Origin of the sequence: Cycloclasticus sp., assembly GCA_040743155.1 — a bacterium.
Taxonomy (GTDB): Bacteria; Pseudomonadota; Gammaproteobacteria; order Methylococcales; family Cycloclasticaceae; genus Cycloclasticus.
Genome location: JBFLJU010000001.1, coordinates 1,912,610 through 1,928,532, shown reverse-complemented (window position 1 = coordinate 1,928,532; position 15,923 = coordinate 1,912,610). Strand labels below are relative to the sequence as shown.

Sequence of the window (15,923 nt, the reverse complement as noted above, 5' to 3'; positions counted from 1 at the left end):
CGGGTCTCATTTAATAATGTTTGTATTGTCTTTTAAACTTACGCTAAAAACCAATAATAGTTTTAATTAATGCAGTTTAAAGCCAATTTATTGTTAACGATTCTTGCTGTCCTAGTTTTGGCTTTGTTGCTTAGTTTGGCAAATTGGCAGCTAGACAGAGCGCAGCAAAAACAAGATATGTTAGATTTGCAATCAGCAAGAATACAGTTGCCAGCTGTTGAATTAGAAACGATTCAACTTGAAGATAAAAGCCTACGCTATTTGCCCGTTAAGGTGAGCGGTTGGCTCGATACAAACAAGCAAATTTTGATTGATAATCAAGTAAAAGGTGGCCGAGCGGGATATTTTGTATTAACACCGATAAAAGTGAATGCGACACAAGCCATTCTGCTGAATAGAGGTTGGGTTGTACTGGGTTCAGATAGAAGAGTGTTGCCTGAGGTGAGGTTAAGCGCTAGCAATGTTTCAATTGTAGGCAAGTTAGATTACTTCCCGAGTGTAGGTATAAAATTAGATGGCGCGGATGAGCTTTCTGAAGGTTGGCCATCTGTTACTCAAATAGTTGATGTAATAAAAGTGTCGGAACGGTTGGGGTATGATATTTGGCCCTATCAAATTTTATTAAATAAGAGTGAGCCCAATGGTTATGATCGTGATTGGGAGCCGATGAAGATGGGCCCCGAGAAGCATCATGGTTATGCATTCCAGTGGTTTGCATTGGCGACGGCCTGGGTCATTCTTTATTTTGTAGTAACAGTGAAACTAGGTAAAAAGAAAAATGGATAAAGTAACAAAAAATAGATTAAAACTGATCTTTATTGCAGGCTTATTTGCATTACCTGTTATGTCTGCATGGCTTGTTTTTGAAAACCCCCAATGGCTAGAAGGAGGGGAAACCAAAAATTATGGCGAATTGATCAGCCCAGCAATTGCAACAAAACTTAGTAACTATGTTATCAATGGATCAGAAGTAAATATGGATGACCTAAAAGGTCGTTGGGTCCTTGTTCATTTAGACGTTGATGGGCAATGTGCAGAATCATGTGAGAAATCAGTACATATTGTTCATCAATTAAATGTGTTGCTTAACAAAGATGCAAAGCGTTTAAAGCGAGTGTATTTAGATCAATCTAATGGATCAATTGCCCCTTTTTTATCTGAAGCCCCTGAGCTCCATGTATTTAAATGGAATCATGAAAACTTTACTGCGTTGAGCCAACAAGTTAAGCAGACTGAAGATGGTGATATGTTGTTAATGGACCCGTTAGGAAACATTATGATGAGATATCGGCAAGATGCCGACCCTTATGGTATTCAGAAAGATTTAAAGCTCCTATTCAAAGCCTCACAAATAGGCTAGGGAGATGTTTAGGAATTTAACTATTGTTGCCATTTTATTGGCGCTGTTAGTCGTTGTTTTAGGTGCCTATGTCCGATTGTCGGATGCCGGTCTAGGCTGTCCGGACTGGCCAGGCTGCTATGGGAGTTTAATTTTAGATGAGTCTCATGAAGGTATCGCAAACGCGGCTGAGAATTATGATCGTCCCTTAGAAGCATCAAAAGCGTGGAAAGAAATGATCCACCGATACTTTGCCAGCACATTGGGTCTACTCATCCTTATCTTGACTGTGATGGCGTGGAAGCGGCCCGAACTAGGTCAGCGTGGATTAACGACCTTTTTATCATTACTGGTGATGTTCCAAGGTGCCTTAGGGATGTGGACAGTGACCTTACTGGTTAAACCGGTCATTGTGATGAGCCACCTTTTAGGAGGCTTAGCGACACTGAGTTTATTGCTTCTATTGTTGTTAAGAATTAGAAAAAAACGCCTAGCGGATAAGAAAAAAACTGGGTTAGTAAAGACGTTAGCAACGGTTGCTTTGATCGTGTTAGTGGCGCAAATTGCACTAGGCGGCTGGACGAGTACTAATTATGCGGCGCTAGCTTGTCCTGAATTCCCAACCTGCTTTGGCGATACTTGGAACCCCAGTGTTGACTACAAGGAAGGGTTTGTACTATGGCGCGGTCTAGGTGTGGATTATGAGTTTGGTGTACTGGCTAACGAGGCGAGAGCCGCTATCCATTGGGTACACCGTATCGGTGCATTAGTGACGGCAGTCATATTTGGCCTTTTGGCATATTGCCTCTTCAGACTAAGCGCAATTAAAGAATTTTTAATGGTAAGCGGACTATTGCTAACGCAGATAATGCTTGGCATATTGAATGTTGTACTAAATTTGCCACTGCATGTTGCTGTAGCGCATAATGCGGTAGCGGCATTGCTGCTACTGAGTGTGGTTTACGTGAATTTTAGGCTTAACAAAACGACACGGTAATTAGGGTATTATTTTGACAGAACAAATGAGCAATCACTCGATAACTACGGCTAACTGGAAAAGCTATTACGAGCTATGTAAGCCGAAAGTAGTCATGCTAATTGTCTTTACAGCGGTTGTAGGGATGTTTTTAGCAGTACCGGGCATGGTGCCTTGGCAGCCGTTAATTTTTGGAACTATCGGTATTGGGCTTGCAGCATCGTCGGCGGCGGCCATTAATCATTATTTAGATCAAAAGTTCGATGCAAAAATGGCGCGCACAAAAGGGCGTCCATTACCACATGGCGATTTGAACGGAACACAAGTACTGGGTTTTGCTTTCACCATCGGTGCTATTGCCATGCTAGTACTGATGTTTTTGGTCAATGAGTTAACGGCTTTTTTAACGTTTCTGTCATTAATTGGTTACGCCGTTGTTTATACAGTTTATTTGAAGCATGCGACGCCACAAAATATTGTCATTGGTGGTGCTGCCGGTGCGGCTCCACCGGTATTAGGCTGGAGTGCGGTAACCGCAACTATCGATCCACACGCGTTATTACTGTTTTTAATTATTTTTATATGGACGCCGCCTCATTTCTGGGCCTTGGCAGTCGCTCGTCGAGAAGAATACGCCAAGGCGGATATTCCGATGTTGCCAGTAACCCATGGCGCTGAGTTCACTAGGCTGCATATTGTTTTTTACACGATTTTATTAATATTAGTTAGCGTATTGCCATTTCTAACGGGAATGAGTGGCCTGCTTTATCTAGTGGTAGCAATCGGGTTGGGTTTTGGGTTTCTATACTATGCGGTGCTTCTCAAGAAAACAGCAGATGATGTTATTGCGATGAAAGCCTTCAGGTATTCTATTGTCTATTTGATGGTATTGTTTGCTACTTTATTAGTCGACCATTACATTTAATTTAAAGGGAGAAATAGATGAAGCATCCATTTATTTCTTGTTTAGTTTTATTGTTTTGCTGTGTTAACCCAGCGTATTCAAATGACTTTGAAGATGGGCGTGATGAAAATAGCGTTCAAGCGATTCAATCGTTAGAAGCCTATGCAAAATATAAAATGGGGAACTACCAAGAAGCGCGTGAAATCTGGTTGATGTTAGCTGCAAAAAGCAATACAACGGCCATGATTAATCTGGCTAACCTCTATGATCAGGGGCAAGGCGTAGAGCGAGATTTAGCTAAATCAGTTATATGGCTAAAGAAAGCTGCAGAATTAAACGATACTAGAGGTCAATATCAATTAGCGATGGCTTATGAAAATGGCCTGGGTGTTGAGAGAGATTTGAGCCAAGCAGCCTATTGGTTAGAAAAAGCAGCGAAGCAAGGCGATGAAACAGCGCAGTTTAACCTCGGTGTGATGTTGGCAACTAATTATGGCGAGGGTTTAGCGAGCAGTTCAGACGAACAGCGCATAGCAGCTAAAAAGTGGTTACAAAAAGCAGATGAAAATGGTGTTGATGAAGCCAAAGACTTCTTGAAATTACTATCTACCATGATGTGACCCTATCACTAGATCGTGTTAACAGTTGTGTATGAAAAACGTAGAACCAAATAATAAAATATCAAAAATGATGGTGTCGTTAGCGTGGCTTGGTTTTCTAGCGATGTTAGTGATTGGCTTTGACCGTTATCTAGAAAAGCAGTCAAACCCCAATGAACGCCCTGACGTTATTTATGACTCTGATGGCAGTGCTGAAGTGACATTAAAACAAAACCGACAGGGCCATTATATCGCGGACGGTAAATTGAATGGCCACTGGGTAACATTTGTACTGGATACGGGTGCAACCAATATCAGCATTCCAGCAAAAGTAGCGGGAGCGATGAATTTAACGAAGGGGCGCCCAGAAGGGACGCGAACGGCAAACGGAGACATTATTGTTTACCGAATTACGCTTGATTCGGTTGAACTGGGTTCTATCAAACTAAAGAATGTTGCCGCGCATATTAATCCGCATATGGATGGCAGTGCTGTTCTATTGGGAATGAGCTTTCTAAAGCACGTCGAAATGACGCAAAAAGATGAGCAATTAACCTTACGTCTAAAGCCGAAGAAGAAAGCGTCGGCTACGAGAAGCTTTTAACTAGGGTGTAACTCTAGTAATTCTTGCTTAACTTTATTCATCGCATTTTTTTCAAGTTGACGAATACGCTCGGCGGATACTTGATACTTATCCGCTAGTTCATGCAAGGTTGATTTTTCTTCGCTCAACCAGCGTTCAGCTAAAATTACACGGCTTCGATCATCAAGATTACTTAATGCCTTATTTAATCTAGAAGAATTGTGAGCCTTATCGTTATGCGTTTCGACAACGCTGGCAGGGTCGTGTTCTTCTTTTGTGACGAAAGTCGCAGGCGTATGAATCAGTTCGTCTGATTCTGTGTTGTCATCTTGATGACCATCAAACGCCATGTCGAAATTGCTTAAACGTTTTTCCATCTCATAGACGGCTGACTTATCAACGCCAAGGTCATTGGCGATGGCATCTGCTTCATGTTCGTTTAACCAGGCTAAGTTCTTTTTATGTTTTCTTAAGTTGAAGAATAATTTACGCTGGGCTTTGGTGGTGGCGATTTTAACGATGCGCCAGTTTTTGATAACAAACTCATGGATCTCGGATTTAATCCAATGTACGGCGTAAGACACAAGGCGTACACCCATGTCAGGGTCAAAGCGTTTAACCGCTTTCATCAAGCCAATGCTGCCTTCTTGAATAAGGTCTGGAAGTGCTAGTCCATAGCCGCTATAGCTTCTAGCAATATGAATAACATAACGCATGTGGGATAACACGAGTGTGCGCGCAGCTTCTAAATCGTTGTCATTACGTAAACGATTCGCTAAATCTCTTTCTTGCTCAACCGTTAGAGCGGGCGCAGAAGAAACAGAAGCGATATACGCATCTAAAGATCCAGCTGATAACTGATTAGGTAATGCCAAAGCACGTGTCATAGTATCCCTCCATTATTGGTGCTGATGGATGTAGCACTCGCAACATAAGACTGCTAAGTATAGCAAAAGTTCAGTTTGTAAAGCAATTCGGAGGGCTAAAGAAGCGACAGATACGTCACCTTTCTCAGTCAAATAAATAGCGGCTAATGACTACCTAGGAGCGAATTCTATTGTAAATAAATAGAGAATAAAACGCCATAAAATGGCGCTAACGAATGGCAACGCAAGGCCTGATCCCGTTATTGCAGCGTTTTATTTAAGTCCCCAATGCCGGCTAATGTAATAAGAAGACTGTAATGCAACGAAGTCGAATTTACGGAAGGGGAGGGCCTCAACCGCGCTATTCTTTATAAGTGATTGTCATATTAAATACAGCAAAAAAGCAAATATTAGAATATTTTAATGTTTTTTATAGGAAAACACAGCAAAATAAAAAACCTCAACTATGCTGTTGTACGAACAGGGTGATCTTAAGGATGCATTACTCGTTTAATGGACTAAACCGCTCTGCCTATAATTCCTATTTACACTAAAACGAAGGCAAAGAATGAAAAACAAATTATTAGCAGCAGCTATTATCGCGGCTCTCCCATTAACATCACAAGCGGTAGATTTTAGCTACAAGGGCTTTGGCTCTCTCGTCGGTGGTCTGACAACCGATAAAGCGGATTACCAACCATCTGTAAAACATGGTGATGGTTATTACGACCAAAGCTTTGATATCGATGCTGAAAGCCGCTTGGCTGTACAATTTACTGCTCAGTTTAATAGCGATCTTTCTGTTGTTGGTCAAGTGATAACTCGTGGAGCAAGGGATTGGGAACTTGAACTACCGTGGCTGTATGTTAATTATCAAGCAACTGACGCGGTACAAATTCGAGTGGGACGTATGAAAGCCCCTTACTACCCTTACTCAGACTTCCAAGACGTGGGCTTTGCCTTACCTTGGATCAGTGCCCCTACAAATGCTTATATCGTACCTGCTGACCATATCACGGGTATTAACGTACTCACGACCTTTTCTACTGGTGCCATTGATCATACGCTTGAAATGTATGCTTCTGTTATGGAAGATACGCTTGAGCTTCGTTCACCTACGCCTGATATCGCGTTTGATGATTCCGAAGTATACGGTGTGTCATTGACATCAAACTACGACTGGCTAACCACGCGTGTTACTTATAATGAAGGGCACCTTGATCTTGATTCTGATTCACTTGAGGGGCTTAACGCAGCAGCGGTGGGCATCTTCGGTGCTGGTTCTTCAATGGATAAGAAAACAAAAGGCGACCAGTTAGGCATCTTTATGGGGTTCCACGCTCGCGCCGATTTTGAAAAAGTATTTTTTATCGCTGAGTACAACATCCTTAGCTTTGACGACCTGTTGTTCCCTCATCAAGAACGCGCCTATATCACTACGGGCTACCGTGTGACAGAAAAGTTTACGCCTTACTTAACGCTTAGTAAGAATGATGATAATAATACGACGGTAACAGCAACAGGAGATCCTGCGCTAGATGCGGGCTTCAATGCGTTGTCTGCAGGTTCTAATGCCGAAGGTTGGGCTATTGGTGGTCGTTATGACTTGACGTCCGATATCGCGCTAAAAGCAGAGTATTCATCGACTGATTATGACAATAATGTTAATGACGAAAACACATTCCGCTTTGCCGTGGACTTTATCTTTTAAGGAATTAAACAATGAAAAAACTTAATCAAGTACTTACTCTAGCGGCTTTGCTTCTTGCTGCTTCCGTGGCCTCTGCTGAAGTGTCTGTTATCGTCCACCCATCTAATGCGGATGTGATAGATAAAGCGGCTGTTTCAAAGATATTTCTCGGTAAGACAAAGTCATTTCCTAGTGGCGGAGCCATTATTCCGTTAACACAAAGCGGTACGATCTCTGATGAGTTTAATACTAAACTACTGGGTAAATCGTCGAGTCAATTGAAAGCTTATTGGGCTAAACTCGTCTTTACGGGTAAGGCTAAACCCCCTAAAAGTGTTTCTTCTGATGAAATGTTAGAGTTGGTTAAAAGCAACCCTAGCACTATTGGTTTTGTCGATAGTGCAAAAGTAACGGCTGATGTTAAAGTCGTTGGTACGTTTTAAACTAAACGTTTAAAAAAAATCGTTATCGCCTCCTCTCTTTTTGTTGAGGGGAGGTGAGTAACGAAAGTATGATCTATTAAAGTTTGCTATTACCGAAGGTAAGAAAATCATGTTTTCTCTCAATAATTTAAAACTATCTTATAAAATTGCTCTTATTACTGCTCTGGCGGTCACCACTTTTTTAGTGACTTTGGCTGTTAGCATCTATGGGGCAAACCAGGTTAAATCAAACCTGAATAATTTACAGACTAATATCTATCCTTTAATTAGACTATCTAATGAAAATAGCCTGCAAATTCAACGTGTAGAAGAGCTTTATACCCAAGCCGTTTCGACGGCCGAGGCGGAATTGCTTGATCAGGCGGGGGCGACCAATCGATTAATTAAAAAAAATATTGATGAGTTAATTAAATTTGACCCAAAATCTGCCGCCTCATTAAAGCAAATTAAAAAGCGCCTTAACCAATATGAAGCCCTCAATGTTGATATTGCAACTGCAATGCTCAGTGAAGAGATAGATTTTGAGAAAATTACGGCGAAGGCAGGGGTCAAAGCAAAGTTGTATGAACAATTAACTGAAGGCGTTTTAGCTTATCAAAAAGATACAGATCTCTCTTTCCGCAAAGTGATTAGTAACTCTATTGATTCTTCTGAGAAATCTATTTATACAACAATTATTATTGGTATTGTTCTTTTAGCAATGATGATTTTTATCGCTACATTCGTTAGTAGGAATATCGTGAAAGCGGCCGGTGATATTGCGGGATCTTTGTTAGATTTATCTAACGGTGAAGGTGACTTAAATCAGCAGTTGAATGTTAGCGGCACAGATGAGCTTGGGCAATTATCAACTCACTTTAATAAATTTATGAAGCTTTTGCGCTCTTCTATATCTGATGTTGTGAGTGTAGCGAACCCACTGAGTAGCGCCTCTAACGACCTTAAAGGAAAGATGAGCGCGGTTAATTTATTAACGAATGAGCAAGAAAGTGAAGTTTCTACTGTTAATCAGGCGATGCATGAAATGCAGGAAAATGTTCATGGCATGGCTGATAATGCTAGTAAAGCGGTCGATTCAACTAAGCAGGTTGAAAATGAAGTCAAAAAAGGCCAGGCTATTATTAATAGCACGATAGAAATCTCTAATGCGCTCAACCATGAAATGGATCAAGCGACGATCTTAATCAATACACTCGCTAACGATGCCAAGGACGTAGATCAATTCCTTAACGTTATTGATGATATTTCTGATCAAACCAATCTGCTCGCGTTAAATGCTGCCATTGAAGCGGCTAGAGCAGGGGAACATGGGCGCGGATTTGCGGTGGTGGCCGATGAGGTTCGAACGTTAGCGTCAAGGACTTCCGAGGCGACTAATAATATTAAAGAGCTAGTCGTTAAGCTCAGTAATGCAGCTCAGCAATCTGTTGAGTCGATGGTCTCTGCGACTGAAAAGTCAAAAAATAATGCCGAACAAACACGAATTGCGGGTGATGCATTAAGTAGTATTCAGCAGCAAGTATTTGGCATTTCCACATTGAGCAGTGATATTTCTTCCAGTACGAAAGAGCAAGCAACCGTAGCAAATACAGTGATGGTGAATATGAGTGTGATGATCAACTCTGTTGAAGCTACTCGTCTTAACATTCAAGAGGTTGAAGGGATTGTTGAAAAACTCACTTCTTTTTCAGAGAGCTTACAACACACTACTTCGCAATTTAAGTTAGGTTAAAAGCCCAGCTATGGATTACCGCCCCTTTAAAAAAGGGGCGTTTCATTTTTCTTATGCATCATTAATAAATAACGTATTTTGGTGAAATACGCTGCCACCAGCCTGCTCTTAACGTGATAAATATAGACAGCTTTGGATTGGGCAATGGCCTAAAGAAAGACGAAGTTGAACAGCGCTTTTTGCAAGATTTCAGGTAGCTAACTCAAAGGCGTAAACAGGACCTTATTCGGCCGATCACTGGGGCTTTTTTGAAAAAGTCCTTATGATTCATTCAATCTTTATATCTCAACCGAGGTTTTACTTGAGCTAACTGGCTATATCGCCTAATTGCTCAAAAAGACTACCGCCGGTGCTTTCGGTCTGCCTGTGGCTAGAAACGTCAGCTTTCTAAATCAGATAAATAACGGCTAACGACGACCCAAGAGCCGGTTATTCCTAATGAAATAGAGAATAATATCCATAACACCGCATGCCCGAATGACATAAAGGAAAGGTTGAAGGAGCTGTTGTATAAAGTAGCTAATGAGCTTGTTGGGCCATCGATAAGCCAAATGGATAAGTTGACCAGTAGGCAAGCAAACACACCACCAAGAAAGCCATACCAAAAGCCGCTGTAAATGAATGGGCGCATAATAAAGGCGCGTGTCGCACCGACAAGTCGGGTAATATCAATTTCGTCTCGTCGGTTTTGAAGTTCAAGTCGAATGGTGTTACTGACGATCAGCAGCACAGCAAAACCCAATAAAATAGTAATAATACTCACACCGCGCTGGGCGATATTGAGAATGCCATTTAAGCGATCCAGCCAGCCCATATCCATTTGTATTAATTGGATGTCTGCTCGTTGCTTGAGTTCGTTAATTAATGATTGAAGCGCTGCTTGGTTATCAATATCTGCAATGGGTGTTATTTGAATGACGTGCGGTAACGGGTTGTCTCCAAGCGCGCTGATCGCCGAGCCGAATCCGCTGTATTGGCGGAACTCTTCCAATGCGGATTGTTTATCAATTAAAACGGCTTGTTGTATTTTCTCGTTATGCTTTAAAGCGCTTGATAATTCCGTGGCGTGTTCAAGGGTGACGGATTGGTTAAGAAAAAGAGAGATATTATTGTTTAGGTCAATCTGACCGCTCAGCGATTGGAAATTACTAATGGAGACCAACAAGCCAGATGGCAGAGACAGGGTAATGGCGATAACGCTGACCGTCATCATGAAATTGAAAGGTGCTCTTGAAAAACGCCCAAGACTGGCAAAAAAAGTGTGTAGGTGTATCAACAGATACGAGCGTAGGTTGAATCGGCTTGTGGGGCGTTGAAGATTGCTACGGCGACTAGCCATGATGATTCACCATTTCACCGCGTGAAAGTTGCAGTGTTCGATAGCCCATTTGCTGAATAAGAGAAACATCATGGCTAGCAATGAGCACGGTTACACCGACTTGATTGAACTGTTCAAATAATTGCATGATTTCTTCAGATAATGCAGGGTCAAGGTTGCCCGTTGGTTCGTCGGCTAAGATCATTGGCGGTCTGTTCACCACGGCGCGTGCTATGCCAATACGTTGTTGTTCGCCGCCGGATAGGGTGATCGGGTAGCGTTGCTCTTTGCCGAGTAGCCCAACCTTATCGAGAGCAGCGCGAACACGTCGTTGGATGTCATGGCGGTCAAGGCCTGCAATAATAAGCGGTAGGGCAACATTATCAAAGACGGTGCGATCATGTAGCAAGCGGTGATCTTGAAAGATCATGCCGATTTTACGGCGGGCGTACGGCACATGGTGTTTTGAAATACGGCCGATATTCTGGTTATCCAACATTACTTGGCCCTGAGTGCTGCGTTCAAGAATGGCAATCAGTTTTAGTAACGTACTTTTACCTGCACCAGAGTGTCCGGTAAGAAAAGCCATCTCACCTTTTTTTAATTCAAAATTAACGTTTCTAAGTGCATCAGCGCCGCCAGGGTATCGTTTGCTAACGTTAATAAATTGGAGCATAGCGAATTAAGCGTCGTGGTCTGACTTTTCAAATAAAGCGCTGGTGAATTCTGAGGCATTAAATGGGCGTAAATCATCGATGCCTTCACCAATACCTATAAAGCGAATGGGCAGTTTAAATTGGTTAGCCATGGCGAAAATAATGCCGCCTTTGGCTGTGCCATCAAGCTTGGTTAAGGTGATACCCGTAAGAGGCGTGGCTTTGTCGAAGTTTTTTGCCTGAGCCAATGCGTTTTGCCCGGTACCGGCATCCACCACGAGCATGGTTTCATGCGGCGCACTTTCATCAATTTTCTTGATGACGCGGTTAATTTTACTTAATTCGTTCATCAAGTTTGTTTGAGTATGCAAGCGACCGGCAGTGTCTGCGAGTAGAACATCAATCTTGCGAGCTTTTGCTTTTTCAAAGGCATCGTAAATAACGGAGGCCGAATCGGCACCTGTATGCTGGGCGACAACGTCAATATCGTTACGTTTTCCCCATTCTTGAAGTTGTTCAATAGCGGCGGCTCTGAAGGTGTCGCCAGCAGCCAGCATGACGCTTTTACCTTCAGCCTGAAGGCGCTTAGCAAGCTTGCCGATGGTTGTTGTTTTGCCCATGCCGTTGACGCCAACAACTAAAATGACGAAGGGCTCGTCACTCTCAGGAATCTTTAAAGCTTGCTGGTTAGGCTCTAGAATCGAGAGCATTTCTTCTTGCAGTGCTTGTGTTAACGCTTGCGGATCTGACAGCTGCTTGCGAGCAACGCGCTCGGTGAGGTTGCTAATAATCTGTTGCGTCGCTTCGATGCCAACATCAGCCATCAGCAGTAGCATCTCTAACTCTTCAAACAAATCATCATCAATTTGTTTTTTGCCTAAAAATAAGTTGCCTAAGCCGCCGGTTAGGCCGCTACGTGTTTTTGAAAGTTGATTCTTTAAGCGCCCAAAAAAACCTTCTTTAGATTTTTCGACTGGAGCGTGCTTTGGAGCATCGTTGTCTTTTTTCTTGCCAAATCCAAACATGATATTGTGTCTTTCCGAGGGAATTTTGTCGTAAAATCCCTGTTTTAAATTCGTTTAAGGTTATGTGAGAACAAAATGAGAAAGTTATCTGCAGCGCTTTTTATTCTGAATATTGTTTATTCGTCGAACAGTTTTGCCTCGCCAGAAAATCTGCCTAATATGGTACACGAAAAAGTGCTAAAAAATGGCTTAAAAGTACTGGTTAAGGAAGACCATCGAGCCCCCGTTATGGTGTCACAAATTTGGTATAAAGTAGGGGCGAGCTATGAGCACGATGGGATAACCGGTTTATCTCATGTATTAGAGCACATGATGTTTCAAGGGACCGATAACCTTGAGCCGGGTGAGTTTTCTAAAATAATTGCTGAAAATGGTGGGCGTGAAAATGCATTTACCGGTGCCGACTACACCGCCTATTTTCAAACAATGGAAGCCTCGCGTCTTGAGGTGAGCATAAAGCTCGAGGCGGAGCGGATGCAAAAACTTAAGCTTCAAGAAAAAGAGTTTGTGAAAGAGCTACAAGTGGTGATGGAAGAGCGACGTATGCGCACCGAAGATAAGCCGCAAGGGCAAACCTATGAGTACTTTAAAGCGTTAGCTTATACGAGTAGTCCTTATAGAAATCCTATTATCGGTTGGATGCAGGATTTAGCCGATATGACGCTAACGGATTTAGCGGATTGGTATAAGCAATGGTATTCACCGAATAATGCAACCTTAGTCATCGTCGGTGATGTTCAAGCAGAGCGGGTATTTGAGCTGGCAGAAAGATACTTTGGCCCCATTCCGCAGGCGGTTTTTAAAGCGGTTAAAAAACGAGTTGAAGTTCCTCAAGTAGGTGTTCGGCGGAGCATTATTAAGCAGCAAGCAAAAGTACCCTATTTATTAATGGGTTATAAAGTGCCGGTACTCAACTCAGTTGAGGATGACGCCGATGTGTATGCACTGGAGGTGTTATCAGGTATTTTAAGCGGTGGTAGGAGTGCCAGATTAGCGTCAAACTTAGTACGTGGTTCGCAAGTAGCCTCTAACGTTAGTGCCGGTTATGACATGAATGCGCGTTTACCCACCTTGTTCTTATTTGATGGCTCACCGGTGCAAGGCATGAGTGCTGAACAACTTGAGACTGCGATACTCGGGCAAGTGGCTAAGCTGCAAACTGATTTGGTGGAGCAAAAAGAATTGAATAGGATTAAGGCACAAGTGATCGCTTCGTCGGTGTACGAAAAAGATTCGAATTTTTATCAAGGGATGCAATTAGGTATGTTGGAAACAGTCGGTATTGGTTGGCGAAAAGCTGATGAGTACGTTGATAAGGTGAAAGCGGTTACGGCAGAACAAGTGCGCGCAGTGGCTAAGACGTACCTTATTGAAGATCATTTGACCGTGGTGCACATGTTGCCGCAGGAGTTGCGCCATGCGAACTAACGCTCAGGTATTTTCTGGTTTTATTCTGCTACTCGTTAGCACGTTGGCTGTGGCGGTTCCAACTATTCAACATTGGCAAACAGATAACGGCGCGAAAGTTTACTTTGTGCCAACGCAAGGGCTACCCATTCTGGATGCTCGATTAGTGTTTGATGCCGGTAGTGCAAGAGACGGTGAGAAAAAAGGCGTCGCGGCATTAACCGCTGCCTTACTTAATCAGGGCGCAGCTGGCTATAGCGCGCAAGAAATTGCCGAGCGGTTTGAAAGTGTTGGGGCAGAATTAGCTGTTTCTACCTCGCGCGATTTTACGAGCATTTCGTTTAGAAGCCTCACGGATAAACGTGCCTTACAAACATCATGGGGTGTTCTAAAGGAGTTGGTGAATAAGCCTGATTTCCCAGCAATAGATTTTAAGCGTGAAAAAGAACGCACTTTATTGGGTATTAAGCGGCGGGAAGAATCACCCGGAACCTTAGCCCAGCTAGCGCTTTATCAACAGATGTTTAAAGGTCACCCGTATGCCAACGCGATACAGGGTGTTGAAGGTTCTGTGAACGAGATCCAGCTGAACGACCTAAAGACATTTTACCAACGCTACTACGTTGCGAATAATCTCGTCGTTGTGCTTGTCGGTGGCGTGTCACGCGAGCAGGCGGAGCATATGGTAAAGGATTTGCTTGCTGACTTGGCGACAGGTGAGACAGCGAGGGCGATACCTTCAGTGGCTGTGCAAGCCGAGGCTGAAGCGATTCACCAAGAGTACCCGTCACAACAAACACACTTAATGTACAGCTTGCCAGTATTGAAGCATAACGATCCCGACTACTTTGCCTTGTATGTCGGTAATCACATTCTTGGTGGCAGTGGTTTTAGTTCACGTATTGTTAAAGAAATTCGCGAGGAGCGAGGCTTGGCGTACAGTGCCTATAGTTATTTTCACCCGATGGTGCAAAAAGGCCCTTTCCTTATCGGCTTGCAAACGCGTAATGAGAAAGTGAAAGAAGCATCGGATGCGGTGAAAAAAACACTGCAAGATTTTATAGAGCATGGCCCAACTGAAGAAGAACTCACCGCAGCTAAAAAGAATATCATTGGTGGGTTTGCGCTAAAACTGGACAGTAACAATAAACTTCTAAGTAACGTAGTCGGCATCGTGGTGAGCGGTACACCGTTGGATTACCTCAACAGCTACATAAAAAGGGTAAAGGCGGTCACGCAAGAGCAAATAACGCAGGCGTTTCAGCGACGTATTTTGATGGATAAAATGGTGATGGTAACGGTGGGTCAGTCGGTGGAGCAAAAAGACTGATGGCGGCCAAGGGCAATCGCGTACGTATTATTGGTGGGCAATGGCGGGGGCGTAAAATTGAATTCCCCAGTCTTGACGGCTTACGGCCGACCACAGATCCCATTCGAGAAACCTTGTTTAATTGGTTGCAGCCCTATTTACCGCAAGCAAACTGTTTAGATTTGTATGCTGGCAGTGGTGCATTAGGTTTTGAGGCGGCATCAAGAGGTGCGCGTAATGTACTGATGGTTGAGAAGGATATTAAAGCAATCAAAGCGTTGCGCACTAATAAGGCATTGCTACAGGCGGATAATGTTCAATTGATGCATCGGATGGCCTTAGATGTTTTAAAAGATAAGAGTAAAGGCATAGCTGCCTTGTTTGATGTTGTTTTTCTTGATCCGCCTTTCAAGCAAGGTGAGTTGAGCGACTGCGCGAAACGCCTTGAAGAAAGTGGCTGCTTATCGGATGATGCTGTTATCTATTTAGAATGCGAAGGTAAATTAGATTTGAGTTTTTTACCTAATAACTGGGTTCAGCACCGACGTAAAAAAGCGGGCCAAGTGGCCTATTACCTATACCACCGAGAAGGCAATGACTAAAAAAGCAATTTATCCCGGCACGTTCGATCCGATTACGAATGGTCACATCAATATTATTCAGCGATCGAGTGAGCTGTTTGATACGGTGCTGGTTGCGGTAGCAAGAAGTGCGGGTAAATCGCCGTTATTTGATGCGCAGGAGCGTCTCGATATGACAAAGGCCGCCTTCTCATCCTATTCAAATATTGATGTGGTTTTTTTTGATGGCTTGTTGGTTGATGTAGCGAAACAACATCAGGCAAACGTCGTTGTCAGAGGTATCCGTAGTATTGCAGATTTCGAATATGAAGCACAAATGGCGGGGATGAATAGACAAATGATGCCTGAACTCGATACTGTGTTTTTAACAACAGACCCTGAATGGGGCGCGGTGTCTTCTACGTTAGTGCGTGATATTGCGCGTTTCCACGGTAATATTACGAGTTTTGTTCCTGCCAGTGTTGAACAAGCTATTTTGGATAAATTGAGTTAAAT

At 43.0% G+C, this 15,923-nt stretch carries 17 protein-coding genes; 13 read left to right on the top strand and 4 right to left on the bottom strand.

Annotated elements, in window-relative coordinates:
- The first annotated feature begins 69 nt into the window (after nucleotides 1-69).
- The 6 genes from AB1Y31_09270 to AB1Y31_09245 are packed head-to-tail and all read left to right on the top strand — an operon-like array spanning nucleotide 70 to nucleotide 4,422.
- Nucleotides 70-786 (top strand): SURF1 family protein, encoded by a 717-nt coding sequence (locus AB1Y31_09270; protein MEW4983360.1) that lies wholly within the window; start codon nucleotides 70-72, stop codon nucleotides 784-786.
- Entirely contained in the window at nucleotides 779-1,360 is a 582-nt protein-coding gene (locus tag AB1Y31_09265) for a hypothetical protein (GenBank protein ID MEW4983359.1), read from the top strand. Before AB1Y31_09270 ends, AB1Y31_09265 begins: the two co-directional genes overlap by 8 nt.
- Before the next feature lie 4 nt (nucleotides 1,361-1,364).
- Complete coding sequence (locus tag AB1Y31_09260) at nucleotides 1,365-2,336, top strand: COX15/CtaA family protein (protein MEW4983358.1); 972 nt, start codon at nucleotides 1,365-1,367, stop codon at nucleotides 2,334-2,336.
- A 25-nt stretch (nucleotides 2,337-2,361) separates the two neighbouring features.
- Nucleotides 2,362-3,240 (top strand): heme o synthase, encoded by an 879-nt coding sequence (gene cyoE / locus AB1Y31_09255; protein MEW4983357.1) that lies wholly within the window; start codon nucleotides 2,362-2,364, stop codon nucleotides 3,238-3,240.
- 17 nt (nucleotides 3,241-3,257) lie between these two features.
- On the top strand, nucleotides 3,258-3,839 hold the full coding sequence (locus tag AB1Y31_09250; protein MEW4983356.1) for a tetratricopeptide repeat protein: 582 nt from the start codon (nucleotides 3,258-3,260) through the stop codon (nucleotides 3,837-3,839).
- Nucleotides 3,840-3,870: 31 nt separating this feature from the next.
- Nucleotides 3,871-4,422 (top strand): TIGR02281 family clan AA aspartic protease, encoded by a 552-nt coding sequence (locus tag AB1Y31_09245; GenBank protein ID MEW4983355.1) that lies wholly within the window; start codon nucleotides 3,871-3,873, stop codon nucleotides 4,420-4,422.
- On the opposite strand, the gene rpoH is transcribed toward AB1Y31_09245, so the two are convergent.
- Nucleotides 4,419-5,288, bottom strand: a complete 870-nt coding sequence (gene rpoH / locus AB1Y31_09240) for an RNA polymerase sigma factor RpoH (GenBank protein MEW4983354.1) — start codon at nucleotides 5,286-5,288, stop codon at nucleotides 4,419-4,421. The two genes, AB1Y31_09245 and rpoH, sit on opposite strands and share 4 nt — an antisense overlap.
- A 547-nt stretch (nucleotides 5,289-5,835) precedes the next feature.
- On the opposite strand from rpoH, the gene AB1Y31_09235 reads away from it, so the two are divergent.
- From AB1Y31_09235 to AB1Y31_09225, 3 genes are all read left to right on the top strand, one after another.
- Nucleotides 5,836-6,978 carry a hypothetical protein gene (locus AB1Y31_09235; GenBank protein MEW4983353.1) on the top strand — a complete coding sequence of 381 codons (1,143 nt, stop codon included), beginning with the start codon at nucleotides 5,836-5,838 and terminating at the stop codon, nucleotides 6,976-6,978.
- An 11-nt stretch (nucleotides 6,979-6,989) separates the two neighbouring features.
- Entirely contained in the window at nucleotides 6,990-7,400 is a 411-nt protein-coding gene (locus AB1Y31_09230; protein MEW4983352.1) for a hypothetical protein, read from the top strand.
- A 109-nt stretch (nucleotides 7,401-7,509) separates the two neighbouring features.
- Nucleotides 7,510-9,132, top strand: coding sequence for a methyl-accepting chemotaxis protein (locus tag AB1Y31_09225; GenBank protein MEW4983351.1), 1,623 nt, complete (start codon nucleotides 7,510-7,512; stop codon nucleotides 9,130-9,132).
- A gap of 379 nt (nucleotides 9,133-9,511) precedes the next feature.
- On the opposite strand, the gene ftsX is transcribed toward AB1Y31_09225, so the two are convergent.
- Genes ftsX through ftsY form a run of 3 tightly spaced genes read right to left on the bottom strand, consistent with a single transcriptional unit; the run spans nucleotide 9,512 to nucleotide 12,131 of the window.
- Nucleotides 9,512-10,471, bottom strand: coding sequence for a permease-like cell division protein FtsX (gene ftsX / locus AB1Y31_09220; GenBank protein MEW4983350.1), 960 nt, complete (start codon nucleotides 10,469-10,471; stop codon nucleotides 9,512-9,514).
- A complete protein-coding gene (ftsE, locus tag AB1Y31_09215) occupies nucleotides 10,464-11,126 on the bottom strand; it encodes a cell division ATP-binding protein FtsE (protein ID MEW4983349.1) in 663 nt (220 codons plus the stop codon). The genes ftsX and ftsE overlap by 8 nt, the downstream gene beginning before the upstream one ends.
- A gap of 6 nt (nucleotides 11,127-11,132) precedes the next feature.
- Nucleotides 11,133-12,131 (bottom strand): signal recognition particle-docking protein FtsY, encoded by a 999-nt coding sequence (ftsY, locus tag AB1Y31_09210; protein MEW4983348.1) that lies wholly within the window; start codon nucleotides 12,129-12,131, stop codon nucleotides 11,133-11,135.
- A gap of 75 nt (nucleotides 12,132-12,206) precedes the next feature.
- Here ftsY and AB1Y31_09205 point away from each other — a divergent pair, with 75 nt between their 5' ends.
- The 4 genes from AB1Y31_09205 to coaD are packed head-to-tail and all read left to right on the top strand — an operon-like array spanning nucleotide 12,207 to nucleotide 15,921.
- Nucleotides 12,207-13,559, top strand: a complete 1,353-nt coding sequence (locus AB1Y31_09205) for a pitrilysin family protein (GenBank protein MEW4983347.1) — start codon at nucleotides 12,207-12,209, stop codon at nucleotides 13,557-13,559.
- Nucleotides 13,549-14,868: a pitrilysin family protein gene (locus AB1Y31_09200; protein MEW4983346.1), complete on the top strand. Its 1,320-nt coding sequence runs from the start codon at nucleotides 13,549-13,551 to the stop codon at nucleotides 14,866-14,868. Before AB1Y31_09205 ends, AB1Y31_09200 begins: the two co-directional genes overlap by 11 nt.
- Complete coding sequence (rsmD, locus tag AB1Y31_09195) at nucleotides 14,868-15,449, top strand: 16S rRNA (guanine(966)-N(2))-methyltransferase RsmD (GenBank protein ID MEW4983345.1); 582 nt, start codon at nucleotides 14,868-14,870, stop codon at nucleotides 15,447-15,449. Before AB1Y31_09200 ends, rsmD begins: the two co-directional genes overlap by 1 nt.
- A complete protein-coding gene (gene coaD, locus AB1Y31_09190; protein MEW4983344.1) occupies nucleotides 15,442-15,921 on the top strand; it encodes a pantetheine-phosphate adenylyltransferase in 480 nt (159 codons plus the stop codon). Before rsmD ends, coaD begins: the two co-directional genes overlap by 8 nt.
- Nucleotides 15,922-15,923 lie beyond the last annotated feature (2 nt).

Excerpts from the sequence above, each read along its gene's own strand:
- AB1Y31_09265 (MEW4983359.1), top strand. The coding sequence starts at position 779 with ATGGATAAAGTAACAAAAAATAGATTAAAACTGATCTTTATTGCAGGC.
- AB1Y31_09225 (MEW4983351.1), top strand. The coding sequence starts at position 7,510 with ATGTTTTCTCTCAATAATTTAAAACTATCTTATAAAATTGCTCTTATT.
- AB1Y31_09245 (MEW4983355.1), top strand. The coding sequence starts at position 3,871 with ATGAAAAACGTAGAACCAAATAATAAAATATCAAAAATGATGGTGTCG.
- coaD (MEW4983344.1), top strand. The coding sequence starts at position 15,442 with ATGACTAAAAAAGCAATTTATCCCGGCACGTTCGATCCGATTACGAAT.
- rsmD (MEW4983345.1), top strand. The coding sequence starts at position 14,868 with ATGGCGGCCAAGGGCAATCGCGTACGTATTATTGGTGGGCAATGGCGG.
- cyoE (MEW4983357.1), top strand. The coding sequence starts at position 2,362 with ATGAGCAATCACTCGATAACTACGGCTAACTGGAAAAGCTATTACGAG.
- AB1Y31_09205 (MEW4983347.1), top strand. The coding sequence starts at position 12,207 with ATGAGAAAGTTATCTGCAGCGCTTTTTATTCTGAATATTGTTTATTCG.
- AB1Y31_09230 (MEW4983352.1), top strand. The coding sequence starts at position 6,990 with ATGAAAAAACTTAATCAAGTACTTACTCTAGCGGCTTTGCTTCTTGCT.
- AB1Y31_09200 (MEW4983346.1), top strand. The coding sequence starts at position 13,549 with ATGCGAACTAACGCTCAGGTATTTTCTGGTTTTATTCTGCTACTCGTT.
- ftsY (MEW4983348.1), bottom strand. The coding sequence starts at position 12,131 with ATGTTTGGATTTGGCAAGAAAAAAGACAACGATGCTCCAAAGCACGCT.
- ftsE (MEW4983349.1), bottom strand. The coding sequence starts at position 11,126 with ATGCTCCAATTTATTAACGTTAGCAAACGATACCCTGGCGGCGCTGAT.
- AB1Y31_09260 (MEW4983358.1), top strand. The coding sequence starts at position 1,365 with ATGTTTAGGAATTTAACTATTGTTGCCATTTTATTGGCGCTGTTAGTC.
- rpoH (MEW4983354.1), bottom strand. The coding sequence starts at position 5,288 with ATGACACGTGCTTTGGCATTACCTAATCAGTTATCAGCTGGATCTTTA.
- ftsX (MEW4983350.1), bottom strand. The coding sequence starts at position 10,471 with ATGGCTAGTCGCCGTAGCAATCTTCAACGCCCCACAAGCCGATTCAAC.
- AB1Y31_09250 (MEW4983356.1), top strand. The coding sequence starts at position 3,258 with ATGAAGCATCCATTTATTTCTTGTTTAGTTTTATTGTTTTGCTGTGTT.
- AB1Y31_09235 (MEW4983353.1), top strand. The coding sequence starts at position 5,836 with ATGAAAAACAAATTATTAGCAGCAGCTATTATCGCGGCTCTCCCATTA.
- AB1Y31_09270 (MEW4983360.1), top strand. The coding sequence starts at position 70 with ATGCAGTTTAAAGCCAATTTATTGTTAACGATTCTTGCTGTCCTAGTT.